Origin of the sequence: Rhizobium sp. NLR10b (assembly GCF_019685435.1) — a bacterium.
Taxonomy (GTDB): Bacteria; Pseudomonadota; Alphaproteobacteria; order Rhizobiales; family Rhizobiaceae; genus Rhizobium.
Window position 1 is genome coordinate 263,216 of sequence record NZ_JABDWV010000006.1, and the last position, 23,863, is coordinate 287,078.

General features: G+C 60.9%; 24 protein-coding genes and 1 pseudogene. 16 read left to right on the forward strand and 9 right to left on the reverse strand.

What is annotated here, in order from left to right:
- Positions 1–5 precede the first annotated feature (5 nt).
- The 4 genes from HJB91_RS12095 (at position 6) to modC (ending at position 3,906) form a co-directional block, all read left to right on the forward strand.
- A complete protein-coding gene (locus HJB91_RS12095) occupies positions 6–608 on the forward strand; it encodes a nicotinate-nucleotide adenylyltransferase (protein ID WP_259669886.1) in 603 nt (200 codons plus the stop codon).
- Positions 609–1,081: 473 nt separating this feature from the next.
- Positions 1,082–1,873, forward strand: a complete 792-nt coding sequence (gene modA / locus HJB91_RS12100; RefSeq protein ID WP_221154828.1) for a molybdate ABC transporter substrate-binding protein — start codon at positions 1,082–1,084, stop codon at positions 1,871–1,873.
- A 267-nt stretch (positions 1,874–2,140) separates the two neighbouring features.
- Positions 2,141–2,842 carry a molybdate ABC transporter permease subunit gene (modB, locus tag HJB91_RS12105; protein WP_221122897.1) on the forward strand — a complete coding sequence of 234 codons (702 nt, stop codon included), beginning with the start codon at positions 2,141–2,143 and terminating at the stop codon, positions 2,840–2,842.
- On the forward strand, positions 2,839–3,906 hold the full coding sequence (gene modC / locus HJB91_RS12110; protein ID WP_221122896.1) for a molybdenum ABC transporter ATP-binding protein: 1,068 nt from the start codon (positions 2,839–2,841) through the stop codon (positions 3,904–3,906). The genes modB and modC overlap by 4 nt, the downstream gene beginning before the upstream one ends.
- Here modC and HJB91_RS12115 read toward each other — a convergent pair whose 3' ends face one another.
- Positions 3,907–4,284: a winged helix-turn-helix domain-containing protein gene (locus tag HJB91_RS12115; RefSeq protein ID WP_210632749.1), complete on the reverse strand. Its 378-nt coding sequence runs from the start codon at positions 4,282–4,284 to the stop codon at positions 3,907–3,909.
- A 209-nt stretch (positions 4,285–4,493) separates the two neighbouring features.
- Between HJB91_RS12115 and rsfS the strand changes: the two genes are divergently transcribed.
- The 6 genes from rsfS (at position 4,494) to HJB91_RS12145 (ending at position 10,261) form a co-directional block, all read left to right on the forward strand.
- Positions 4,494–4,937, forward strand: coding sequence for a ribosome silencing factor (gene rsfS, locus HJB91_RS12120; RefSeq protein ID WP_064696433.1), 444 nt, complete (start codon positions 4,494–4,496; stop codon positions 4,935–4,937).
- A gap of 117 nt (positions 4,938–5,054) precedes the next feature.
- Positions 5,055–5,537: a 23S rRNA (pseudouridine(1915)-N(3))-methyltransferase RlmH gene (gene rlmH, locus HJB91_RS12125; RefSeq protein ID WP_221146260.1), complete on the forward strand. Its 483-nt coding sequence runs from the start codon at positions 5,055–5,057 to the stop codon at positions 5,535–5,537.
- A 179-nt stretch (positions 5,538–5,716) separates the two neighbouring features.
- Positions 5,717–7,117 (forward strand): murein hydrolase activator EnvC, encoded by a 1,401-nt coding sequence (locus HJB91_RS12130; protein ID WP_221154829.1) that lies wholly within the window; start codon positions 5,717–5,719, stop codon positions 7,115–7,117.
- A complete protein-coding gene (locus HJB91_RS12135) occupies positions 7,107–8,429 on the forward strand; it encodes a S41 family peptidase (protein WP_003543943.1) in 1,323 nt (440 codons plus the stop codon). The genes HJB91_RS12130 and HJB91_RS12135 overlap by 11 nt, the downstream gene beginning before the upstream one ends.
- A 76-nt stretch (positions 8,430–8,505) precedes the next feature.
- Positions 8,506–9,702 carry a divergent polysaccharide deacetylase family protein gene (locus HJB91_RS12140; protein WP_221122894.1) on the forward strand — a complete coding sequence of 399 codons (1,197 nt, stop codon included), beginning with the start codon at positions 8,506–8,508 and terminating at the stop codon, positions 9,700–9,702.
- Between the two features lie 25 nt (positions 9,703–9,727).
- Positions 9,728–10,261, forward strand: a complete 534-nt coding sequence (locus HJB91_RS12145; protein ID WP_210632753.1) for an RNA pyrophosphohydrolase — start codon at positions 9,728–9,730, stop codon at positions 10,259–10,261.
- 81 nt (positions 10,262–10,342) lie between these two features.
- Here the strand turns inward: HJB91_RS12145 and bfr are convergent, their stop codons facing one another.
- The 5 genes and pseudogenes from bfr to HJB91_RS30650 all read right to left on the reverse strand — a co-directional run bounded on the left by bfr (position 10,343) and on the right by HJB91_RS30650 (position 17,153).
- Positions 10,343–10,828 (reverse strand): bacterioferritin, encoded by a 486-nt coding sequence (bfr, locus tag HJB91_RS12150; RefSeq protein ID WP_210632754.1) that lies wholly within the window; start codon positions 10,826–10,828, stop codon positions 10,343–10,345.
- A pseudogene (locus HJB91_RS12155) lies at positions 10,794–11,193 on the reverse strand ((2Fe-2S)-binding protein). Before HJB91_RS12155 ends, bfr begins: the two are co-directional and overlap by 35 nt.
- 95 nt (positions 11,194–11,288) lie before the next feature.
- Positions 11,289–14,741, reverse strand: coding sequence for an error-prone DNA polymerase (locus tag HJB91_RS12160; RefSeq protein ID WP_221154830.1), 3,453 nt, complete (start codon positions 14,739–14,741; stop codon positions 11,289–11,291).
- On the reverse strand, positions 14,738–16,156 hold the full coding sequence (locus HJB91_RS12165) for a Y-family DNA polymerase (RefSeq protein WP_409079587.1): 1,419 nt from the start codon (positions 16,154–16,156) through the stop codon (positions 14,738–14,740). The genes HJB91_RS12160 and HJB91_RS12165 overlap by 4 nt, the downstream gene beginning before the upstream one ends.
- 40 nt (positions 16,157–16,196) lie before the next feature.
- Positions 16,197–17,153 carry an ImuA family protein gene (locus HJB91_RS30650; RefSeq protein ID WP_259669882.1) on the reverse strand — a complete coding sequence of 319 codons (957 nt, stop codon included), beginning with the start codon at positions 17,151–17,153 and terminating at the stop codon, positions 16,197–16,199.
- A 162-nt stretch (positions 17,154–17,315) separates the two neighbouring features.
- Between HJB91_RS30650 and HJB91_RS12170 the strand changes: the two genes are divergently transcribed.
- Positions 17,316–17,753: a metallopeptidase family protein gene (locus HJB91_RS12170; RefSeq protein WP_210632757.1), complete on the forward strand. Its 438-nt coding sequence runs from the start codon at positions 17,316–17,318 to the stop codon at positions 17,751–17,753.
- A gap of 23 nt (positions 17,754–17,776) precedes the next feature.
- On the opposite strand, the gene HJB91_RS12175 is transcribed toward HJB91_RS12170, so the two are convergent.
- Positions 17,777–17,983, reverse strand: a complete 207-nt coding sequence (locus tag HJB91_RS12175; RefSeq protein ID WP_210632758.1) for a DUF1737 domain-containing protein — start codon at positions 17,981–17,983, stop codon at positions 17,777–17,779.
- The gene (locus HJB91_RS12180) at positions 17,983–18,888 is read right to left on the reverse strand and encodes a CoA ester lyase (protein ID WP_221154881.1); all 906 of its coding nucleotides are present in this window, start codon (positions 18,886–18,888) and stop codon (positions 17,983–17,985) included. The genes HJB91_RS12175 and HJB91_RS12180 overlap by 1 nt, the downstream gene beginning before the upstream one ends.
- Before the next feature lie 113 nt (positions 18,889–19,001).
- Here HJB91_RS12180 and HJB91_RS12185 point away from each other — a divergent pair, with 113 nt between their 5' ends.
- The 3 genes from HJB91_RS12185 to leuD all read left to right on the forward strand — a co-directional run bounded on the left by HJB91_RS12185 (position 19,002) and on the right by leuD (position 20,607).
- Positions 19,002–19,235 (forward strand): hypothetical protein, encoded by a 234-nt coding sequence (locus HJB91_RS12185; protein ID WP_221154832.1) that lies wholly within the window; start codon positions 19,002–19,004, stop codon positions 19,233–19,235.
- A 106-nt stretch (positions 19,236–19,341) separates the two neighbouring features.
- The gene (locus tag HJB91_RS12190; protein WP_210632759.1) at positions 19,342–19,761 is read left to right on the forward strand and encodes a glyoxalase/bleomycin resistance/extradiol dioxygenase family protein; all 420 of its coding nucleotides are present in this window, start codon (positions 19,342–19,344) and stop codon (positions 19,759–19,761) included.
- A gap of 237 nt (positions 19,762–19,998) precedes the next feature.
- The gene (gene leuD / locus HJB91_RS12195) at positions 19,999–20,607 is read left to right on the forward strand and encodes a 3-isopropylmalate dehydratase small subunit (protein WP_210632760.1); all 609 of its coding nucleotides are present in this window, start codon (positions 19,999–20,001) and stop codon (positions 20,605–20,607) included.
- Positions 20,608–20,709: 102 nt separating this feature from the next.
- On the opposite strand, the gene HJB91_RS12200 is transcribed toward leuD, so the two are convergent.
- Positions 20,710–21,642: a pyridoxal-phosphate dependent enzyme gene (locus HJB91_RS12200; RefSeq protein WP_221122893.1), complete on the reverse strand. Its 933-nt coding sequence runs from the start codon at positions 21,640–21,642 to the stop codon at positions 20,710–20,712.
- A gap of 166 nt (positions 21,643–21,808) precedes the next feature.
- Here HJB91_RS12200 and leuB point away from each other — a divergent pair, with 166 nt between their 5' ends.
- Entirely contained in the window at positions 21,809–22,921 is a 1,113-nt protein-coding gene (leuB, locus tag HJB91_RS12205; protein ID WP_210632762.1) for a 3-isopropylmalate dehydrogenase, read from the forward strand.
- A gap of 176 nt (positions 22,922–23,097) precedes the next feature.
- Entirely contained in the window at positions 23,098–23,850 is a 753-nt protein-coding gene (gene lpxE, locus HJB91_RS12210) for a phosphatase PAP2 family protein (protein ID WP_221154834.1), read from the forward strand.
- Positions 23,851–23,863 lie beyond the last annotated feature (13 nt).

Below are 23,863 nucleotides of genomic sequence, written 5' to 3' on the forward strand. Positions count from 1 at the left end.
TCCGCATGCCGCACAGCGAGCGCGGCATTGTCGTCGGCCTGTTCGGCGGGTCGTTCAATCCGCCGCATGAGGGCCATGCACTTGTCGCCGAAATCGCCATCAAGCGGCTCGGTCTCGACCAGCTCTGGTGGATGGTGACCCCCGGCAACCCGCTGAAAAGCCGCAATCTTCTTGCGCCGCTTGCCGAGCGCATTGCCGAAAGCGAGCGTGTCGCCGCCGATCCGCGCATCAAGGTCACGGCTTTCGAGCAGGCGCTCGGCGTCAGCTACACCGCCAATACGCTGGCCCGCGTCAAGGCTCGCAATCCCCATGTGCATTTCATCTGGATCATGGGCGCCGATAGCCTGCAGACATTTCACAAATGGCAGAAATGGCAGGAGATCGCCCGCACCTTCCCGATCGCGGTGATCGACCGGCCGGGGGCGACGCTCTCCTACCTCTCTTCGAAAATGACGCGGACCTTCGATTTCGCCCGCATCGACGAAGACGACGCACGTGTTCTCTGGAAGAAGCGGGCGCCAGCCTGGACCTTCATCCACGGGCCACGCTCCGGCCTGAGCTCGACGGCAATCCGCAACGGCGCTTTGCCGGTCCCGGTCGGTAGCTGAATTTCAGAAAAATCCCGGAAACGAGAAAGCCCGACGGGGGAGGAGATCCGTCGGGCTTATAAACTCGACCGACAACTTGGGAGGAGGAGTGTTGCCGATCCTGTCGAACGGCTATGGGAGGAGGAGAAAGCCGTTTCGATGGGTCCGTTGTACCATATTCAGCCGGTAGGTGAATATCATTTTGTGCAATGCAGCAATGCGACCGATGCAACACTGCGGGTAACGAAAGCTGCCGCTTTAATCGGCAAGCCCTGCAGTACAGCCGCTTTGCCCTGCGGTTACTCTGTCTGACCGATCGCCATTCGCGGTTGATTGCAGCCTGCGGACGTCTTGTTCTCAGAAAGCCATGCACCTCCTGAATAGGTAAGGCCGATTGGCAGTCGATACGGTTATGTTTTTCTGAATATATCCCTAGCCAGACAGTGAGCATCGTTATATTCGTCGAAATATTTCGAATCCTGGGGAGTGAAAGCATGCGGAACCGCCGCCAATGGACGAAACTGGCAACCGCCGCGATCGCGGCTCTTTGGTTAGGCGCGGCAGCACTGCCGGCGCCGGCCGCAGCCGCTGAAAAACTGACCGTCTTTGCCGCGGCGAGTTTGAAGAACGCGCTCGACGCCGCCAATGCCGCCTGGACCAGTGAGAGCGGCAAAGAAGCCGTCGCCTCCTATGCGGCGAGCGGGGCACTTGCCAAGCAGATCGAAAACGCCGCCCCGGCCGATATCTTCATTTCGGCGGATCGCGATTGGATGGATTATCTCGCGGAGAGGAAGCTGATCAAAGCCGACAGCCGTTCGGACCTGCTCGGAAACCGGCTCGTGCTCGTGGCCGAAAAGGACAAGGCAAAGCCGGTCGAGATCAAACAGGGTTTCGATCTCGCCGCTGTGCTCGGTGACGGCAGGCTTGCCATGGGTGAGCCGAAATCGGTCCCAGCAGGCAAATACGGCATGGCCGCGCTGGAAAAACTCGGTGTCTGGGCATCGGTCGAATCCAAGGTCGCCGGCGCCGAAAGCGTGCGCGCCGCCCTCGCCCTCGTCTCCCGCGGCGAAGCGCCTTACGGCATCGTCTACCAGACCGACGCGGCCGCCGATAAGGGTGTCGCGATCGTCGGCACCTTCCCGGCCGACTCCCACCCGCCGATCATCTATCCGGTCGCAATTCTTGCCGAGAGCAAGAACCCGGATGCAGCGGCCTATCTCGACTTCCTGAAGTCGGACAAGGCAGCCGCTTTCCTCACGGCGCAGGGTTTCACTATTCTGAAATAGTCGGCCAACTAATGTTTCGTCATGCTCGGGCTTGTCCCGAGCATCTGCAATCGGTTGATGTACAGCAGGTTAGCCACCAAGCCGCGGCTGCCCCTCACCCTAACCCTCTCCCCGTAAACGGGGCGAGGGGACGTGCCATGCGAGAGGCTGGCGAGGAACGGAGAGGTTGCGGCATTCCCCTTCGCCCAGCGAGCGGGAGAAGGTGCCGGCAGGCAGATGAAGGGCAGGCGTCGAATGATGTCTGATTTTCCAGGGAGACGACCGCAGTTGAACATATTCGGCTTGAGCGACGAGGAATGGACGGCAATCCTGCTCAGCCTGCGCGTCTCGATCGTCGCAATGCTGGCGAGCCTGCCCTTCGGCATTCTCGTTGCCTTGCTCTTGGCCCGCGGCCGCTTCTGGGGCAAGTCGTTGCTGAACGGCATCGTTCACCTGCCGCTGATCCTGCCGCCCGTCGTCACCGGTTTTCTTCTTCTCATCCTCTTCGGTCGCCGCGGCCCGATCGGCAGCCTGCTCGACCATTATTTCGGCATCATCTTCTCCTTCCGCTGGACGGGCGCCGCACTTGCCTGTGCCGTCATGGCCTTTCCGCTGATGGTTCGCAGCATTCGCCTGTCGATCGAAGCGGTCGACCGCAAGCTGGAAGAGGCGGCCGGAACGCTCGGCGCCGGCCCTGCCTGGGTTTTCCTGACGATCACCCTGCCGTTGACGCTCCCGGGCATCATCGTCGGCATGATCCTCTCCTTCGCCAAGGCGATGGGCGAGTTCGGCGCGACGATCACCTTCGTCTCCAACATCCCGGGCGAGACCCAGACGCTGCCGGCAGCAATCTACACCTTCACCCAATTGCCGGGCGGTGATGCCGGCGCGCTGCGACTGACGCTGGTCGCTGTCGCCATTTCCATGGCCGCTCTGCTTGCCTCGGAGTTCCTTGCTCGTCTCGCCGGCCGAAGGATTGATCCGGAATGACGCTGATTGTCGAGGCAAAACAAAGGCTCGGCGCGTTCGCGCTCGACGCCGCCTTTACCTCCGAAGGCGGTGTAACCGTATTGTTCGGCCGCTCCGGCTCCGGCAAGACCTCACTGATCCGCATCATCGCCGGTCTCGCCCGGCCGGATGAAGGTCGCGTCGTGCTTGACGGCGAGCGCCTCACCGAAACGACAGCTGGCATCTTCGTCCCGAAACACCGCCGCCGTTTCGGTTATGTCTTCCAGGAGGCACGGCTGTTTCCGCATTTGAGCGTCCGAGCCAATCTTTCCTACGGCCGCTGGTTTGCCCCAAAGGCGGCACGCCGTGAGAGCTTCGATCATATTATCGACCTGCTCGGCATCGAGCCGCTGTTGGAACGCAGCCCGGCAAAACTTTCCGGCGGCGAAAAACAGCGCGTCGCGATCGGGCGTGCCCTTCTCTCCTCACCCCGCCTGCTCTTGATGGACGAGCCGCTCGCCGCCCTCGACGAGGCACGCAAGGCCGAGATCCTGCCATATCTCGAGCGGTTGCGTGATGAAACCGAAATTCCGATCGTCTATGTCAGCCATGCGATCGCCGAGGTGGCACGACTCGCAAATCAGGTCGTCGTCCTCAGCGACGGCAAGGTGGAAACGACCGGCCCGGCCGTCGACATATTGAGCCGTCCCTCAGCGGCCGCCGACCGGAAAGAGGCCGGCGCGCTGCTCGAAGGCACCGTCGAAAGCTTCGATGCGCGTCACCGCCTGTCGACCGTCGCTCTGAAATCCTCCCAACTGCATATTCCGAGCGGAGTGCTTCCGCCCGGCAGACCGGTGCGCATCCGCATTCCGTCGCGCGACGTCATGCTGGCGACCGCCAGGCCCGAGGGCCTCAGCGCGCTGAACATTCTCGAAGGCAGGATCGAGGCGATATCGTCTGGCGAGGACGGAACGGTCGAAATCCGGATCGATTGCGGCGGCAATGCCATTCTTTCGCGTATCACCGCACTGTCCTGCGAGCGCCTCGATCTCCGGCCTGGCAAGACCGTCTTCGCCATCATCAAGACGGTTGCCCTGGAAGGCTGATCAACCGTGCTCGCCAGGCGGCAGGTTGCGCTTGGCTTCGAGCCAGGCGAGATCCTTGGCAAGGCTCTCCCGCACCGTCTTTTCCATCCGGCGAAAACGCGCGAGCAATTCTTCGCCGAACGGTGTCAATGCCGCGCCGCCGCCCTTCTGCCCGCCGCGTTGCGGCTCCACCACCTGTTCTGAGAACATCCGGTTCATCTCGCTGACAAGCAGCCATGCTCGGCGATAGGACATGTCCATCGCCCGCCCGGCCGCCGAGATCGATCCGGTCGCGCGGATATGCTCCAGCAGCTCCATCTTGCCGTGACCGAGACGATGCTCATTCGGGAAGCTGATTCGCAGGACGGGAACAGGTGTTTTTGCGGCGGGGTCGGTCATTGAATCGAAAAATCGAGGAATTTGCGGCACTTTACGCCGCGGCACGGAAACTGTACACCGACCGCACAAGCAGCCCGAGCGGCAATATTCTTCAATTCGGACGCCAGATCGGATTTTCGGCGGCTCTGTACCTTAGCACGTCTTGAAACATTAATGGATTGATGCCTATCTTAACCATGATCCGGTCGTGATCGGATCTCGTGTTGTGCATGGTTTGTCATTCCAGGAAAGGGAAAAAACTGACAACAGTACACGCCAAGGGAAAAACGCTCGCCGTTGTCCCGAAGAGTGCGGAACGTGGCGCCGATGCCGCTGCCCGCGCCTTAGAAGCCGTCCTCACCAGCCTTGAGGACTCCAAAGCTGAAGATATCGTCACCATCGACATTGCCGGAAAATCGGCGCTTGGAGACTACATGATCGTCGTCTCCGGTCGCTCGAACAGGCATGTCCTGGCGATTTCGGATCACCTGCTCACCGATCTCAAGGACGAAGGCTTCGGTACGGCCCGCGTCGAAGGTCAGGAAGGCGGCGACTGGATCCTGATCGACACCGGTGACATCATCGTGCATGTGTTCCGTCCCGAAATCCGCGAGTTCTACAACATCGAAAAGATGTGGGCGGCTCCGGATATGGATGAGGAAACACGGCACTGACAGGCAGGCCGGCATCGCCCGGCGCCTGAGATGCGGCATTTGACTGGCCGGGAAACATGCGAAGCCGGCGGCGGTGTATCGTGTGCCTGAAATGCCGTCACGAGCAGGAGCGGGGAAATGCGAATTGGTCTTTTTGCGGTGGGACGGCTGAAGTCCGGCCCCGAAAAGGATCTCGTGGCCCGTTACCTCGATCGTTTTGCCAAGGCCGGCTCTGCGGTCGGCCTCGAATTCACCCGTATTACCGAAGTTGGCGAAAGCCGCGCCTCCAATGCGGAGACCCGCAAGCGCGAAGAGGCGGCGATGCTGCTGAAATCGCTGGCCGAGGGCAGTGTTCTCATTCTTCTCGATGAACGCGGCAAGGCGCTCGACAGCCAAGCCTTCGCAAACCTGCTCGGCACCTATCGTGACCAGGGAAAACGCGAGCTGACGATTGCGATCGGCGGAGCCGACGGCCTCGATCCCGCCCTTTACGATCGGGCCGACGCCACACTGTGCCTCGGCAAAATGACCTGGCCGCACCAACTCGTGCGCACGCTGATCGCCGAGCAGCTCTACCGCGCCGTCACCATCTTGTCCGGCCACCCCTATCACCGCGTCTGACGGTTCAGGCTCGGTCCATGGCTTTGGCTGCGCGCCGCATTGTCACGCAGCCGTGTTTTGCGCAGGCAGGCTTTCTCCTGCAAACTTTCTGGCAAAGCGTGCCAAATCAGCTTAGTCTCCGCGCGATTTGAGAGAGTGCCCGGACACGCATGACGACGACTCCAACCAGGCGACACCGCATGATTCTGCCGGCACTTGCGGCCGGTTTCGGTGTTGCGGTCATCCTCGTCTCGACAAGCCCGTTTTCGGTCCGGGCCCAGGATGCCGCCCCGGAAGCGCCGCAAGATTCAAGCCCGCCGCCCGCCGAGGCGCCGTCGCCCGATCCGGCCGCCGAACTTGCCGCCAAACGCGATCAGACCCGCGCCGAACTCGAAACCCTGTCGAAATCAATCAGCCTGTCCTCCGATAAGGTGAGCGAACTCCAGCAGAGTATCGCCAATCTGGAAAAGAGTACGCAGAGCATTCGCCAGGCGCTGATCGATTCCGCCGCCCGCCGCAAGGGGCTGGAAAAACAGATCCTCGAGAGCGAAAAGAAGCTTGCCGACCTCGGCGCCAAGGAGGATGGCATCCGCCGTTCCCTGCATGAACGCCGCGGACTGCTGGCCGAGGTGCTGGCAGCACTCCAGCGCATGGGCCGTAATCCGCCGCCGGCGTTGCTCGTCACCCCCGACGACGCGCTTGCTTCCGTGCGCAGCGCCATCCTGCTCGGCGCCGTCGTGCCCGGCATTCGCAAGGAAACCGACAAGCTCGCCGCCGATCTCGGAAGCCTGGCCGCGCTGCAGACGGCAAGCGCCGCCGAGAAGACGCAGCTGACAGCGACGATGACTGATGGCATTGAGGAAGAGCGGCGCATGGACCTGCTGCTTGCCGAAAACGACAAGCTCAGCCGCAGCAACGCCGCTGATCTGGAGGCCGAGAAGAAGCGGTCCGAGGAACTCGCGGGCAAGGCGACCAGCCTCGAAGGCCTCGTCGCCTCAATGGAATCCGAGATCGCCTCGGTACGCGAAGCGGCCACCGCCGCTCGCCAAGCCGAGGAGAACCGCAAGCTCTTGACGGACGAGCAGCGGGCTCAGGCGAAGGCGCTGGCCGAGAGCGGCGTGCCCGATAAAAACCGCATTGCGCCCGCATATCCCTTCGCAGAATTGAGGGCGAAATTGGAACTGCCCGTGGCAGGCGATATCCTGCGCCAGTTCGGCGATGCCGATGGCACCGGGCATGAAGCCATGGGAATGACGGTCGCCACCAACCCCGAAACAGTGGTGACGGCCCCGGCCGACGGGCTGGTGGTTTTTGCCGGCGCTTTCCGCAGTTACGGTCAGATGGTCATTCTCGACGCGGGCGACGGTTACCACCTGGTTCTCTCGGGAATGGATACGATCAATACCCGTCAGGGAAAATTCGTTTTCTCCGGCGAGCCGCTCGCCGTGATGGGAGCGAAAAGAGTGGCAAGCGCAACTGCATTGGCGCTGGAAACGGACCGGCCAACGCTTTACATTGAATTTCGAAAAGACGGTAAACCGGTCGATTCCCGACCGTGGTGGACCGCCAAGGACACTGGAAAGGCACGCAATGATTCGTAGGGCTTCTCTTGTTCTGGTCGGCGCATTGATGGGTGCGACCGCGATGAGCGTCATTTATTCGGCAGGTGTGCCGGCAGAAGCAGCCGGATCCTCCACATACAAGGAACTGTCGGTATTCGGCGACGTCTTCGAACGGGTGCGCGCGCAATACGTTACGCCGCCGGCCGAAGACAAGCTGATCGAAAACGCCATCAACGGCATGCTGTCCTCGCTCGACCCCCATTCGAGCTACATGAATGCGAAGGACGCCGAAGACATGCGCACCCAGACCAAGGGTGAATTCGGCGGCCTCGGCATCGAAGTCACGATGGAAGACGAGCTCGTCAAGGTCATCACCCCGATCGATGACACGCCCGCCGCCAAGGCCGGTGTTCTCGCCGGCGACTACATTTCCGAGATCGACGGGCAGTCCGTTCGCGGCCTGAAGCTGGAAGACGCCGTCGAGAAGATGCGCGGCGCCGTCAACACCCCGATCAAGCTGACGCTGATCCGCAAGGGCGCCGACAAGCCGATCGAACTGACGATCGTCCGTGACGTCGTCGCCGTCCAGGCCGTCAAGTCGCGCGTCGAGGACGATGTCGGTTATCTCCGCATCATCTCCTTCACCGAAAAGACCTATCCCGACATGGAGAAGGCGATCAAGAAGATCAAGGACACCGTTCCGGCCGACAAGCTGAAGGGTTATGTCCTTGACCTGCGCCTCAACCCGGGCGGCCTGCTCGACCAGGCGATCAACGTCTCCGACGCCCTGCTGCAGCGTGGCGAGGTCGTTTCGACCCGCGGCCGCAATCCCGATGAAACCCGCCGCTTCAATGCCGGGCCAGGCGATCTGACGGACGGCAAGCCGGTCATCGTGCTGATCAATGGCGGTTCGGCGTCTGCATCGGAAATCGTCGCCGGCGCCCTTCAGGATCTGCGCCGTGCCACCGTTCTCGGTACGCGCTCCTTCGGCAAGGGTTCGGTCCAGACGATTATCCCGCTCGGCGAAAACGGCGCGCTGCGCCTGACCACGGCGCTCTATTACACGCCGTCGGGCCGCTCGATCCAGGGCACCGGCATCACCCCTGACATCAAGGTCGAGGAGCCGCTGCCGGAGGAACTGCAGGGCAAGATGGTGACCGAAGGCGAATCCAGCCTGCGCGGCCACATCAAGGGCCAGAGCGAAACCGACGAGGGTTCGGGCTCCGTTGCCTATGTGCCGCCGGACCCGAAGGATGACGTTCAGCTGAACTACGCGCTCGACCTGCTGCGCGGCAAGAAGACCGATCCGGCCTTCCCGCCGAACCCGGACAAGGCCGTCGTCGCCAAGTAATCGATCATTGCAAGGCCGGGCACTCGCCCGGCCTTGACCCTTTCTGCTGTTTCCCGGTTTGGAGCGGGCGAGAAAATTGGGAACGGACCTGCATGCGCCTTTGGGGCGCAACCGCAAAACCGGCAGCCGGCGGCCGGGAGTGCTGCTTCTCGGCCGCATCGCCGCCAGTCTGTGTCTTTTTGCAATAGGCGGCTTCTCGCTCTATACGGCGTTTCGCGGCGACGGGCTCGAACGCAAAAATCCGCCGGCAACCGATCAGGCGGCAGTGCCCTCCTCCGGCACACCCCAACCAGCGCAAAAGCCGGCCGGCCAGGCGGCGGATGGCATGCCGCGCGCCGAACCGCGTTCGGGCGCCAATGTCGAGCAGATGGTCACCGGTGACGGCTCCGTCGTCACCAAATACAGCCCCCGCCCCCGCGACGGCGGCGGACCGGTATTGGTCGATGCGATGCAGATCGGCCAGGACCCGCGCATGGCGGCGCTGCCGAACGAGACGCTGCTTGAGGATTCGGCCTATGGCAGGCTGCCGATCGTCGGCCCCGACGGCCGACGGCCGATGGATCAGTATGCCCGTCCCGCGTCCGGCGCCCGCGGTGTACGCATCGCCATTGTCGTCAGCGGCCTCGGGCTTAGCCAGACGGGAACGCAGCGCGCCATCGCCGAATTACCCGAGGAGATCACGCTAGCCTTTGCCGCAAGCGGCAACAGCCTCCAGCGCTGGATGCAGGAGGCTCGCCGCGGCGGCCATGAAATCCTTCTGCAGGTGCCGCTGGAACCGTTTGATTACCCGGCGAACGATCCGGGCCCTGAGACTCTGCTGACCTCAAAGCCTGTCGCCCGCAACATCGAGAACCTCCACAAGGCGATGGGCGAGATCACCAACTACACCGGCATCATGAACTATCTCGGCGGCCGTTTCCTTTCCGACCCTGCCGCCATGGAACCGGTCATGCGCGATATCGGCAAGCGTGGCCTGCTCTTCCTCGACGACGGGACGTCGGCGCAGTCGAAAACGGCTGATGTCGCCAAGGGGACTGAACTGCCCTATGTCTTTGCCGATCTGCAGCTCGACGGCCAGCTCGACGTCAACGCCATCCTGCAGAAACTCGACGAGCTCGAACGCATCGCTCGCAAGAACGGCCAGGCGATCGGCGTCGCCTCGGCTTTTGACGAAAGCGTCGACGCCATTGCCAAGTGGAGCGAGGAAGCTTCTATGCGCGGCATCGAGATCGTCGGCGTCGCAGCGCTTTCCAACGACCCCAGAAACCCCTGAGATGATGACCTCAACGGAGAAGAAGATGAGCCAGGCGACCGTGAAAGCCGAGGATCTGCCCTATCGCCCATGCGTCGGCGTGATGATCCTGAACCGCGATGGCCTGGTCTGGGCCGGCCGGCGCATCCCCGACGGCAATTCCGAATATGACGGCTCGCCGCAGCTCTGGCAGATGCCCCAGGGGGGCATCGACAAGGGCGAGAATCCGTTGGATGCCGCCTATCGCGAGCTTTATGAAGAAACCGGCATCAGGACGGTGACGCTGCTCGCCGAAGCGCGGGACTGGATCAATTATGATCTGCCGCCGGCGCTGATCGGCATCGGACTGAAAGGAAAATTCCGCGGTCAGACGCAGCGCTGGTTCGCCTTCCGCTTCGACGGCGACGAAAGCGAGATCGCTATCAACCCGCCGCCCGGCGGCCACGATCCCGAATTCGATGCCTGGGAATGGAAGCCGATGCATGCACTGCCGGGCCTGATCGTTCCTTTCAAACGCGCCGTCTATGACCAGGTGATCGCAGAGTTCCAGCATCTGGCGGCGTTGCAATCGGAAGACTGATCATGCCCGGATGCTTCCGTTTTGGGCGCGGCGAGCACGGGAGTGCCGGCCGCCCTAAGGCGGCCGGCACCTGGTAGGAGCTTATTCGGCTTGGTCAGCGGAATCGGCGTTGAGCTGGCCGTATTTGCTTTCGCCGATTTTTTCGAGCAGATCGAGCTGCGTTTCGAGGAAGTCGATATGGCCTTCTTCATCGGCCAGCAACTCTTCGAACAGCTTCATCGAGACGTAATCGCCGGCTTCATAACAGATATCGCGCGACTTCTTGTAGGCCGTGCGGGCGTCGTACTCGCCGGCGAGATCGGCTTCGAGGACTTCCTTGACGTTCTGGCCGATGCGCAGGGGGGCCAGGGTCTGCAGATTGGGATGGCCTTCGAGGAAGATGATGCGGGCGACGAGCCGGTCGGCATGATGCATCTCTTCGATGGATTCGGCGCGTTCCTTCTTGGCGAGCTTGGTGTAGCCCCAATCCTCGAGAAGACGATAGTGGACCCAGTATTGGTTGACCGCCCCGAGTTCGAGGAACAGTGCCTCGTTAAGCCGCTCGATGACCTTTTTGTCGCCTTTCAATGTCCGCTCTCCTGTTTTCCTCATGGAACTGCTTCAAGCGCGACATGAAATCAAATATCTCGGCCTCCGTCGAGTGGCGACGGGCGTGATATTCCTCGGTCGTCTGGATAATAATGTCGACCACGTTGGGGAAGCAGCCGCAGCAACGGCCGCGTTTTTCCATGGCGTGGTAGACCTTCGCAGGCACGATAAGCTGCCAACAGTCGTCGTCGAGAAGGTTGGTGATAACCTCCCGGATTTCCTTGTCGGTTATGTAATTGCAGCTGCAGACAAGCACGTCTTCATTTCCAAACATGACATTGACTATCGTGTTTTCTGCTAAAGAAGATGGTGGCTGTCAAGAAAAAATTCGAATCAGACGGCATCGATTGGAAGCGATGGGCGCGGCCTGTTGCAGATTGACTGGAACTGTGCGGCGATCACACGATGAGGCATGCCGGTGATCCGGTCGATCCGACTGCTAATGAAAGTTCCGCCCGCGCGGCATGACCTCGGCGGTTTCCACCACACCGGCATGGCGGCCCGCGGCGCCCGCCTCCCTTTCCAATTCCGCCCCTTCCCGCGCATTCGCAAGCCTTCTCTGTCGTGGATCGACCCCTGGCCTCAGCACCTCGTCGGCGCGCTCGCAGGCACCGAAACGTCGGGCCTCGCGTTGCAGGATGCCAAGCGCCGGCGTCATGTCCTCCATATGCTCGACGACCGTATGGATGACGCCGCTATGGCTTTGCAGCCTGCCCCGGATTTTCACGAGCCGGGCACCCATGACGACCGCCCGGTATTTTTCGAATATCTTGCTCCAGACGATAGCGTTGGCGACACCGGTTTCATCCTCCAGCGTCATGAAGATTACACCCTTGGCCGAACCCGGGCGCTGGCGCACCAGCACCAGACCGGCGATGGTCACTCTCTTTCCGTTCGGCACCGTCAGGAGATCGACATTGCGCGTGATGCCCATCTTTCGGAATTCCTCCCGCAGGAAAGACACCGGATGCGCCTTCAGCGACAATGACAGATAACGATAATCCTCGATCACCTGCTCGCCTGGCGGCATATCAGGCAGGCTGGTCTTCGGTTCGACCTGCAGATCGATATGGTTCACCCGATCGAACAGAGGCAATTTTTCAGGAGCGTATTTCGTATCCAGCGCCCTTGCAGCCCAAAGCGCCTCACGCCTCGACAGGCCGATCGAGCCGAAGGCATCGGCATCCGCCAGCCTTTCGATATCGGCTTTGTCGAGGCCGGACCGCAGCCAGAGATCACGAACCGAGCCATAACCATCGCCCCTGTTGGCAAGAAGGCTCTCCAACGCCTTCTCGGACAGACCCTTGACCTGCCGGAAGCCGAGGCGAACGGCTCGCTTTGCCTTGATGAGGGCTCGCATATCGGCATGCCGCCTGTCGACGGCATTTCTGTCGAATACCGCCTCCTCGAGATGGCAATCCCAATTGGATCTGTTGATGTCGACGGGTCGGACCTCGACCCCGTGTTCCCTGGCATCACGAACGAGCTGCGCCGGCGCGTAAAAGCCCATCGGCTGCGAATTGAGCATGGCAGCGCAAAAGACGTCTGGATAATAGGCCTTGACCCAGGACGAGGCATAGACCAGCAGGGCGAAGGAAGCCGCATGGCTTTCCGGAAAGCCATATTCGCCGAAGCCTTCGATCTGGCTGAAGCAGCGTTCGGCAAAGTCCCTCGGATAGCCTCTGCGGGTCATGCCATTAATCAGATCATCCTTGAACGCGTTGACCTTTCCCAACCGCTTGAAGGTCGCCATCGAGCGGCGCAGGCGGTCGGCCTTGGCAGGCGAGAAGCCCGCCGCCGTAATCGCGATCTGCATCGCCTGTTCCTGAAACAGTGGCACGCCGAGCGTCCGCTTGAGGATCGGGATCATCTCGTCTTTCGGATAGTCGATCTTGAAACCTGGAGAATGCGACTGCTCCCGCCGCGTCAGGTAGGGATGGACCATATTGCCCTGAATCGGCCCCGGGCGGACGATTGCCACTTCAATCACGAGATCATAGAATCGGCGCGGCTTCAGCCGGGGCAGCATGCTCATCTGCGCCCTGCTTTCGATCTGAAAGACGCCCAGTGTGTCGGCCCGGCACATCATGTCATAAACCGGTACGCCCTCGTCTCCGTGTTCCCTGTTGCCGAGATCGGCAAGGGTTTTCTTCACGTCATAATGCAGTTCGAGCAGCGAGAAAGCCTTTCTGAGACAGGTCAGCATTCCGAGAGCCAGAACATCGACCTTCAGGATCTTGACGTTGTCGAGATCGTCCTTGTCCCATTCGATCATATAGCGATCCGGCATCGCCGTCTTCATGATCGGCACGACTTCATCGAGCCGATCCCGGGTGATGACGAAGCCGCCGACATGCTGGGTCAGGTGACGCGGAAATCCGAGGAGTTCGGACGCATAGCGCAGAACGTTTGATGTCACCGGATCCGAAATATCGAGCCCAGCCGCCTTGGCATCCCGCTCCGACAGATTATCCTCCGACCAGCCCCAGACCAGGCTGCTGATCGCCGCCTGGACGTCCTCCGAAAGCCCGAAGGCCTTGGAGACCTCGCGGCCGGCGGAACGAGTGCGATAGGTGGTGACGCCAGCCGTCAGCCCGGCATGCTCCTTGGTATATTTTCTGTAGATGTGCTGGATGACTTCTTCGCGGCGGTCATGCTCGAAATCCACATCGATGTCAGGCGGCTCGTCGCGATCCATCGAGATGAAGCGGTCGAAAAGCAGTGTGCTTTTGGTCGGATCGACTTCCGTGATCTCGAGGCAATAGCAGATGACCGAGTTGGCTGCAGAACCGCGGCCCTGGCACAAAATCTTCAATTCATAACGCGCATGCTGGATGAGCTTGTGGACCGTCAGGAAATAAGGCTCGTATTTCTTCTCCCGGATGAGATCGAGTTCATAGTCGATCTGGGTCTGGATTTGAGCAGGAACGCCATCCGGATAGCGCTTCTTAGCGCCCTCTTTCGTCAGACGTTCGAGGGTTTCATAAGGCGTCTCGCCGGGATCGTTTTCCGGCGGGTAATTGTGTTTCAGCTCATTGAGCGAAAACGAAAGCCTGCCGAAGAATGTCCCGGTATTGGCGATCGCCTCTGGATAATCACGAAACAGCCGGGCCATTTCACGTGGGCCCTTGAGATAACGCTCGGCATTCGGAGCAAGAAGAAAACCTGCTTCGGCGATCGGAACATGCTCGCGGATCGAAATGACGATATCGGAAAGGGGTCGGCGATCCGTATGGTGATAGAGCGGCTGGTTGGTCGCGATGACAGCAATGCGGTGGCGGGCGGCGATTACGGAAAGTGCCGCGAAAACCTGCCTGTCGCGGCCATCATAGGCAGGCGCCAGCGCCACGTGAAACGCCTTGCCGAAACGGTTCCGGAACCGGGCGAGACAGGCTTCCAATTCCTGTTGGGCGACAGGCTCGACGGCAGCCGCCTGGCCGGGAACGAGGGCCAGCATCATCTCGTCCCCCCATTCCATGATATCCGCCTCGTAAAGCAGGCAGGATCCCTTTTCCGCTCTCAAATTTCCCGTACTCAGCAAACGGCAGAGATGCGCCCACCCTCGCCTGTTCTCAGGATAAGCAAGGATATCAGGCGTTCCGTCTGAAAAAACGAGACGGGCGCCCGGCTGAATCCGGATTGGATCGAGAATCTTCTCTTCCTCTCTGCCGTCGAGGTTCTTCTCGTGCCTTCTTCTGAATTTCTCTTCGATCTCCTGCGCCTGCGCATGCGCCCGGACGACGCCGGCAACCGAATTCCGGTCGGCGATTCCAAGACCGGAAAGTTTCAGCGCCGCGGCCTGCACCACCATTTCCTCAGGTTTCGAAGCACCCTCCAGAAAGGAGAAATTGGTGCGGGCGCCGATCTCGAAAAATGCAGGCGCCGCGCTCATGCGAAAATCCCGTGCATAAACCAGCGCGGCGGCGGCTCTTCACCGTAAAAGCCTTCGCGGTAAATCCAGAAACGATGCCCGGCATTGTCCTCGACACGGAAATAGTCACGCGTTTTGGCGTCGGCGCCATCGATCCACCACTCCATTGCAAGCCGTTCCGGGCCTTCGCTGCGCAGAACCTGATGCTGCATGCGGCGCCACCGAAAACTTTGCGGCGGCCCTTCCGGAACTTCGGCGAGCAAGGCCTCCACCGGTTCCGGTCGGGCAAAAAGCCTCAGAGGCCGCTCGCTGCGAGCGGCGGAAAGACGGCTTCCCTCGCTCCTGCGATGCGCCGGAAAACTCCCCATGAGTGGGGTTATGATAACCGCACGCTCCGGCACATGGCTTTCACGGAGCTGAAAGCTTTGGAGACAGTCTGCGCCAAGGCGAGCCGAGACGCGGTCGATGAAAGCTGCAAGCGAGATCTCTCTTTGCCGGCCGCCGTCGAAATCGCCCTGCGTTCCTTCGAAGGGCTCATGGCGCACGACATTCAGCCGCAGGATCTCGAAACCATATCCGGCATCGAGATCGTCATGAATTGCCTGCAGACGCTGGGAAAAAAGATCCGCGATCCGCTTCGGCTCCCTGAGCGGCCGTGAAGCGCCGACCGAAATCCGGAAAACCCGGCCATCGACCCGAAACAGCACGAGTTCGAAGACGCGGCCGCCGGCGCCGCGGGCTTCCAGGGAGGGTTTCAGCGACACGGCGATCTGGCCGGCAAGGACGAGAATATCCTCTTCGGTGCCGATCGGCTCGGCCAGCCGCCGCTCGGCCGAAAGGCTCGCAACCGGCAGGCGCGGCGAAACCGGTTCCTCATCATGTCCGAGCGCCTGATCGAGCCGCAATAGCAGGCTTGCCCCGAAACGGCGGGTCAACGGCGCCCGCGGCGCATTCATGACATCGCCGATATATTTCAGCCCGAGCTTCTTCAGCGATGCCACGGTGTCTTCGTTCAGCCGAAGCGCGGCGATCGGCAGCGGCGCCAGCATATCCTCCATTTCCTCGTCTTCGATGACGCCGCCATTGCCAAAACGAGCGACGGCCGAGGAAAGGCCGGGCGAAGAGGAGATCGAACCCCGGACGTCGAGCCCCATATGGAAAAGCCTGAGCAGAATATCCTTCAGCAGCGCTCTCTCGCCGCCGAAAAGATGGGCACAGCCGCTAATGTCGAGAAACAGCCCGTCCCGTCCGTCGATCGCCACCAACGGCGTATAGCGGTCGCACCAGTCGGCGATGGCTTCGAGCAGCCGCGCATCGGCGGCCGGATCCTCCTCGACGATATCGAGTTTCGGATGCATGGCGCGCGCTTCCGCGACACCCTGGCCCTTCTTCAGGCCAAGCGCCTCCGCGGCCTCGTCCAGCGCCATCAGCCGCATGGCATTTTCGTGCTTTCCGGCGCAGACGATCGGCGCAGCCTCAGGACGCCCTCTCGAACGCCAGGAGAGGCCCCATTTTCTGCGGGCGATCCTGTCCGTCGAAAGGTGCGGAAAGCTGAGCGCCAGGATACGCTGACCGTTCGTCTGGAGTAAGAGCGTGCCTTGGCTCGTTGATGGGGAAAAACTGACGTTCATGAGGGTTCCACTCCAGAAGAAGGGAGAGCGGAGCCGGGTTGCGGCTCTTCTCCAGGCTGAGATGAAAAACCGGATTGCCGATGCTGCCGGCAAGTCTCGATCCACCCGGCAGAGCCCGCATGCCGGCTGGCGCAGGCTCGGCAAGCAGCCGGAAGGCGGCGCTGCTCGCCTCCTCCTCTCCTGCCTGCCGAAGCAGGAAGAGCGGCCGGCCGGCCGCCTTGGCGCGAAGACCGAGCCGCCGGCTCTCGGTCAGACCGACATGCGCGGGATTGCCCCTCATCTCCAGGATGACCACCGAAAAGGCGCCGCTTTCCAGCGCGGTTTCCGCAAGCCAGAGCGCCTCATCGAGCTTGCGCGGCAAAGCCTGCAGGAAACGCTCAGGCCGCAGGCCGAAATCCTGCAGACCCACCGCATAGGGAAGGCCGGCCTCCATCGTCGAGACCGGATCGCCGATCCAGAGTATTGGCGAACAGTCGCTCGCCTCCTCCTCCACCCGCTGCAGCAGCGTTGCGGCCGCAAGGGCGAACCCACTGGCGGCTCCCGCATCCCGGAAAAGCGCCGAACGGATTTCCGTTATCGCATCGAGCGGCAGCCCGCCCTCCATCGCTTCGTCGAGCGATGCCACCCCAAACGACAAGCGCTGTCTGCGTCCATTCCGTTCCGCATCCTGCCGCCCGGTCTCACCCGAAGCCAGGGCTTCCCGCTCCGCTGCCGCAAGCGCCGGCGCAGGCTTTCCTTCCAGCTTGGCGATGGTTTCGCGGAGCGCAAAAAGCCGCTCGCGCGCCAGGGCGTTCTGCGCCATGGCGTTTACTCCGTCCGTATTGTTCCTGTTATGTTCTTATGGATTCCAGAGAGCTGAAGAAGAGTCAACAACCATTTTCTATGAATTTATTCCTGCCTTTGATTCCGCACTCGAAAATCGGCGGCAAAGGTTCTATATGGGCCCGCAAAGGAAGGAATATTCATGGCCCGCATAGACCTGAGCGATGATTGGCGGGACCGCCATGCGCCGACGATCAGCACTTTCGAGTCGCTGGCCATGGAGGCTTACAGCCATCTACCGGATGAATTCCGCCAACTGACGACCAATCTCACGATCGAGATTGAGGATTTTCCCGATGACGACGTTTTCGAGGATATGGCGCTGGAAACGCCTTTCGACCTGCTCGGCCTTTTCGAAGGCAGGGGAATTTCGGAGCGTTTCACCGTGGAAACCGGCGAAATGCCGAACCGCATTCGCCTCTACCGTCGCCCCATCCTCGATTATTGGGCAGAAAACGACGAGACGCTCGGCGATATCATCACTCACGTCCTGATCCACGAGATCGGCCACCATTTCGGACTGAGCGATGAGGATATGGAGCGGATCGAGGCCAGCGCCGAGGAAGCCGCCGAGCGCTGAAACCGTGCGTTCGGCAGAACGCGCTATTGCTCGGAGAGCTTCATCTCCGGATCGTAATCCTTGCCTTCGACAGTCTTGACGACGGCCTGGCCGCATTGCATCGCGCCGGTTGCGGCATTGAAGGCATAGGTCGGTGGGCCCTCCAGCGACCAGCCCTTGTTGAGGGCGGCGGTGACCTTGTGGCAGAAGGAAGCGTCGTCGGGGCCGGTCAGGAAGCGGTAGAGTTTCATCAGGCGGGCTTTCTTGCAGAAATCAGGCGAGCTTTATGAACCAGAGCTTCGGCCTGGACAAGATGCAGCCGTTCGATCATCCGCCCGTTCGCATTGATGACGTTCAGGCCTTGGGCAGCCGGATCGGCAAAGGCTGATATGATTGCCTGCGCTTCGGCAATCTCCTCGGGGCTCGGGCCGAAATGCCGGTTGGCGGCCGCAATCTGCGCGGGATGGATCAGCATCTTGCCGGCAAAACCCATGGCGCGCCCCTGCCCGCATTCGACATCGAAACCTTCGTCATCCCGGAAATCGTTGAAGACACTGTCGAGCGCATCAAGCCCATAGGCCTTGACCGCCAGAATGACCTGCATCAGCCAAGGCACGAGAAAGCTTCGCCCCGGCTGCGGCAGGACGCCGGTTTCCTTGCGCAGATCATTGAGGCCGACGACCAGGAAATCGAGCCGCGCCCCCAGCATGCAGCCGGCTTCAGCAATCGCTCCGGCATTCAGCACGCCGCGCGGCGTCTCGATCATGGCCCAGATGCGCAACTCCTCCGGGGCATCCGCATCGGCAAGCAGATCGCCGATGTCGGTGATATCCCGAGGCGCGTCCACCTTCGGCAGGAGAACGGCGTCGGGCAACAGCGCCTTGACCAGATCGAGATCTGCCGCCCCGAATCCGGATGACAAAGAATTGATGCGAATGATCCTTTCCTTGCCCTCGAGCGGCGGTCCGGCAAAAAAAGCACGCAGATTTTCCCGCGCATGGCCCTTGTTCTCGGGCGCGACGGAATCCTCCAGATCGAAAATAACCGCATCACAATCAAGGGAACGGCTCTTTTCGAGCGCGCGGAGATTGATGGCTGGCACGCTCAGCACCGAGCGGCGCAGACTTGCGGAGCGGAAAGGTTTGGTTTGGTTCATCATCCATTAGTGCCAAGCTTCGCAAAGCCCGGCAAGACAACAAAAAGCCATGCTTGCCTTGCAGAGAGGAAAAGGAAGGACCACATTCCTTTCTGTAGAAAGGTCTCAAACCCATGCAGAACATTCGCTCCATCTTCTTCATGCTGGCCGGCGCCACCTTCTTTGTCGCCATGCTGCTTCTCACCTTCTCGGTGACGCTTGCTGTCGGCGGCATCCTGACCGTGCTCATGGTCGGACGCGCGCTTTCGATGAAGATGAAGCTCGCTCCGGTCCGCGCCAAGGCAAACAACGGCAAGCCGGAGATGCGCATCTGGAACGACGGTCGCGGCACGATCATCGATCTCTGAGGCCTGCTTTCAAAAAAATTGGCGACACTGTCGCATCATGCTTCCGTGATACGTCTTTGAAGCAGCCGGGCATTCTGCCGGCGCTCAAAAACGATGGAGGACGAGCATGGATACGACGGAAAACAAGCCGGCCAAGTTACCGCCGGTGAAGAATGGCCTGCTGCCCTATCTGACGGTCGACGGCGCGGTGAAGGCCGCGGAATTCTACAAGAAGGCCTTCGGCGCCGAAGAGGCCCACAGGGTACCGGTCGATGAAAGCGGCCGGACGATGCATATTCATCTCTATATCAATGGCAGCTCCCTGATGCTGGCGGATGCCTATCCCGAACACGGCCATCCCTTCAAAGGTCATGAAGGCTTTGCCATCCAGCTTGTCATCGACGATATCGATTTCTGGTGGGATCGTGCGGTGGCCGCCGGCGCCGAAGTCGTCATGCCGGTCGAACTGATGTTCTGGGGTGACCGCTACGGCCAGCTTCGCGACCCGTTCGGCGTGCTCTGGGGCTTGAACGCGCCCGCCAAATAACCGGACGCGTACCGTCGCCAGGTCACGCGAAACGTCGCGTGGCCGCCATTTGAAAGCAGTTCGCGCAATAGTGTGCAGCGGTTTTGCGAGAACGACATGCGGCAGACCAGACCTAAAGCGTAGCAAGCGAATCTGAAAGATCGCGGTACGCTTTAGAAAGATTCTCCTTCATTTCGGCAAAAAACTGGACTAGATGCACATTCAGGAAAGTACATTTGCTGAAATGGAGCATGGGTCATGGATAAATTCGTGAAGCTCACGGGCGTTGCAGCGCCGCTGCCGGTCGTCAACATCGACACCGACATGATCATTCCGAAGGACTATCTGAAGACCATCAAGCGCACGGGTCTCGGCAAGGGCCTTTTCGCCGAAGCCCGCTACAATGAAGACGGCTCCGAAAATCCCGATTTCGTGCTGAACAAGCCAGCCTATCGCGATGCCAAGATCCTTGTCGCCGGCGACAATTTCGGCTGCGGTTCCTCGCGCGAGCACGCTCCCTGGGCGCTGCTCGATTTCGGCATTCGCTGTGTGATCTCCACCAGCTTCGCCGACATTTTCTACAACAACTGCTTCAAGAACGGCATCCTGCCGATCAAGGTCAGCCAGGAAGACCTCGACAAGCTGATGGACGACGCCTCGCGCGGCTCCAACGCCATCCTGACGGTCGACCTCGAGAACCTCGAGATCACCGGCCCCGATGGCGGCTCGATCAAGTTCGATCTCGACGAGTTCAAGCGCCACTGCCTGCTGAACGGCCTCGACGATATCGGCCTGACCCTGGAAAAGGGCAAGGCGATCGACGAGTTCGAAAAGAAGAACGTCGCGTCGCACCCCTGGGCCGCTTAAGCTCTGACCAATTGCCGATCGATTAAGCCGGGCTTTTGCCCGGCTTTTTCTTTATAGCGGCGCGCATCTCACGCGCGCAAAGGACGCTGTAACTGGCGCAACTCAGAAAAACTTCTCTTTCCAGACCCTCAGTTTTTCCAGCGACACGCCGATTCCGCCGCAGACCTCGATCAGCGGATTGTCAAAACGCTGAAGCAGTCCGGCATGCACATCGGCAACGGCAAGGGCGGCGCCGCAGGCCGGCTCGACGAGGATGCGATGCGCATCGGCAAATTTCAGGCAGGCGGCGATGGCATCGGCGTCGCTGACGACAACGCTTTCGATCGGGTGCTGCTTCGGCAGCTCGAAGACATGCTGCGCCACCTGCTTTGCGCCGAGCGACGTTGCAATCGAGGTGATCGCTGGAAGCGAGATGCGTTCATTGGCCTTGAGGCTGGCATGAAACGAAGCCGCCCCTTCGGTTTCGACGGCGATGACGGGGATGTCGGAAAGCCCGTTCCGTTTCAGCCCCTCGACAATGCCGGCCAGCAGCCCGCCGCCGCCGACGCTGGTGACGACACAATCGAATGTCACGCCCTTCGCCACCACCTCGTCGATCAGCGTGGCATGACCATCCCACAGAAGCGGATGGTCAAAAGGGTGCACATAGGTCGCCTTACGGCTCTCTGCGAGCTCGACCGCATGAGCGTTGGCTTCATCGAAAGCCGAACCATGGACGAGAACATTGGCGCCGGTTGCGGCAATCGTCTGCCGCACATCCGCCGCCGTCGTCTCCGGCACGACGATCGTGACCGGCACGCCGAGCGCCCGGCCGGCATAAGCCGCAGCAATGCCGGCATTGCCGCCGGAGGCGCAGAAGATCTCGCGGGCACCATCTTCCACCTCGTGCTGGCACAGCCGGCCGACACCGCGCAGCTTGAAGCTGCCGGAAGGCTGTAATGCGTCGAGCTTCAGCCAGAGCGGCTTGCCGCTGGCGCTATAGCCAGGGGATGTCCGAACCAGAGGCGTGTCGAGATGGAGAGGTGCTGAAGCCATGGGAACCTCCAGGAAATGAAACTGTGACGGCTGTTCTAATCCGTTTGCGGCCACAGGAGCAACCATCGCGACCGGAAATGAAGCGTACCGATTCACCGCTTCTCTCGCTTGAAATGCCCATTTCCGGGGTCTAAGAAACCGCAACTTGTTTTTCCAGGAGGGTTTCATGACAGCGCGCAATCTTTTCCTGCTGCCGGGTGACGGCATCGGTCCCGAGGCCATGGGCGAGGTCCGCAAGATCATCGCCTATATGAACGAGGCAATGAATGCCGGTTTCGTCACCGATGAAGGTCTTGTCGGCGGTTGCGCCTACGATGCCCATGGCGCGGCGATCTCGGAAGCCGACATGCAGAAGGCGCTTGCCGCCGATGCCGTTCTGTTCGGCGCCGTCGGCGGGCCGAAGTGGGATAGCGTGCCTTACGACGTGCGCCCGGAAGCCGGTCTGCTACGCCTGCGCAAGGATCTGCAACTCTTCGCAAACCTGCGCCCTGCTATCTGCTACCCGGCGCTCGCCTCGGCCTCGTCGCTGAAGCCGGAACTGGTCGAAGGCCTCGACATCCTGATCATCCGCGAGCTGACAGGCGGCGTCTATTTCGGCGAGCCGAAGGAGATCATCGACCTCGGCAACGGCCAGAAGCGCGGCATCGACACGCAGGTCTACGATACCTACGAGATCGAACGCATCGCCGGCGTCGCCTTCGAAATGGCCCGCACAAGGCAGAACCGCGTCTGCTCCATGGAAAAGCGCAACGTCATGAAGTCGGGCGTGCTCTGGAACCAGGTCGTGACCGAAACGCACAAGGCGAAATATTCCGACGTCCAGCTCGAACACATGCTGGCCGACGCCGGCGGCATGCAGTTGGTGCGTCAGCCCAAGCAGTTCGACGTCATCGTCACCGACAATCTTTTCGGCGACATGCTCTCCGACGTCGCCGCCATGCTGACCGGGTCCCTCGGCATGCTGCCGTCGGCCTCGCTCGGCGCGCCTGACGGCAAGACCGGCAAACGCAAGGCGCTCTACGAGCCGGTGCACGGCTCGGCCCCGGATATCGCCGGCAAGGGCATCGCCAATCCGATCGCCATGATCGCCTCCTTCGCCATGTGCCTGCGTTATTCCTTCAACTTGGTGAAGGAAGCCGACAACCTGGAAAGGGCGATCGCCAACGTGCTCGACAAGGGCATTCGCACCGGCGACATCATGGCCGATGGCGCAAGGCAGGTCGGCACTGTCGAGATGGGCGATGCGATCCTCGCCGAGTTCAAGGCGCTTTCTGCCTGATATATTTCACGTGAAACAGTTCAGCCCTTCGCATCACCCATGCGGAGGGCTTTTTCATGTAAGGACGAGCAGCCGCAACCGGGTCGGTCGAATTATCCGACACGGACTATTCTCAGCCACAATCTCGTGTATTTTTGCGCCGAATTTTAACCCGGCAAAATCGAACGGACGACAGGATGCGGGCATTTTGGGCTTCCCTTGATAGGCGCTGGCGCCGCGGCGGCGTCGGCATGCCGCCCTTGCGCTGGCAGGCCTGCCTCTTCATCACCATCAATGCCGTGGTTCTTTCCATGCTGCTCTTCGATGCCCCGGTCGGCGCCAGCGAACGCCCTGCGGCGGTGAAGCAGCTCGGCCAGCTGCTGACCGGCTTCGGCGATTCTGGCTGGCTGATCTGCATCAGCATTCTGCTCTTCTTTCAGGGCAGGGCGGGTTACAAGCTTTTAAAGACCGCGCGCTCCAAGGCGCAGGCGCTTTATGTCAGCTGGATCGGCGCCTATCTGTTCACAACTGTCGTCTTCTCCGGGCTTCTTGCCAATCTCCTGAAACGGGCGATTGGAAGGGCGCGTCCCGACCACTTCCACGATTACGGCATGTTCTCCTTCACGCCCTTTTCGGGCCACGCCGCTTTCGAAAGCTTTCCCTCCGGCCATTCGACGACGGTCGGCGCCTTCTTTGCCGCTTTTGCATTGCTGTTTCCGCGCTACCGCATTCTCTTCATCGCCTGCGCCATCTGGCTTGCCATGACGCGTGTCATGGTAGGCGCCCATTATCCAAGCGACGTCATCGCCGGCCTTGCATTCGGCGGCTGGTTCTCGCTGCTGACGGCCATCGTCTATGCCCGCTGCGGACTTCTTTTTAAGCTGGCGCCGGATGGCTGGCCTCTCGCCAAACGCCTGTTTCCGGACATGGAAAAGCCCGGCGGCTTGTGAGCGCCGGGCCTTT